This window comes from Pseudomonas sp. YNh, assembly GCF_037993085.1.
Taxonomy (GTDB): Bacteria; Pseudomonadota; Gammaproteobacteria; order Pseudomonadales; family Pseudomonadaceae; genus Aquipseudomonas; species Aquipseudomonas putida.
This window is the reverse complement of record NZ_JBBMRJ010000088.1, coordinates 1-656: the sequence shown is the minus strand read 5'-3', so window position 1 is coordinate 656 and position 656 is coordinate 1. Positions and strand designations below refer to the sequence as shown.

Sequence of the window (656 nt, the reverse complement as noted above, 5' to 3'; positions counted from 1 at the left end):
CCGCCGTTCTTCATGGTCCGTGGTGGTACCGAAGTCATCCACATCAACTTCCGCTCTGCCGAAGTCGATGCTGTTTACTTCCCGCAGGTCGAAGTGATCGGTGACATCGCCAACGCCGTGTGGCAGATCGGTGAAGCCCTGACTGAGACGTCGCACTGGGACTTCACCCGCCTGATGGCCATCCGTGAAGCCAACGAAGCACAGATCGCCGAAGGCGCTGATGACAACCGCTTCCCGGTCTACCCACAGCGCCTGGTGGCCGACATCCGTCGCGTACTGCCGTCCGAAGGCATCGTTGCCCTGGACAACGGCATCTACAAGATCTGGTTCGCCCGCAACTACAAGGCGCACAAACCGAACACCGTGCTGCTAGACAACGCCTTGGCCACCATGGGCGCCGGCCTGCCATCGGCCATGGCGGCGCACCTGGTGCACCCGGACCGCCCGGTGATCTCGGTGTGCGGCGATGGCGGCTTCATGATGAACAGCCAGGAGCTGGAAACGGCTGTACGCCTTGGCATGCACATCACCGTGGTGATCCTGCGTGACGATGGCTACGGCATGATCCGCTGGAAGCAGGCCAACATGGGCTTCACCGATTTCGGCCTGGACTACGGCAACCCGGACTTCGTCAAATACGCCGAAGCCTACGGTGC

The 656-nt window shown here is 61.7% G+C and carries 1 protein-coding gene; it reads left to right on the top strand.

Going from position 1 to position 656, the window contains the following annotated elements:
- On the top strand, positions 1–656 hold a 656-nt coding region (locus WF331_RS29160), incomplete at both ends, for a thiamine pyrophosphate-dependent enzyme (protein WP_340623571.1).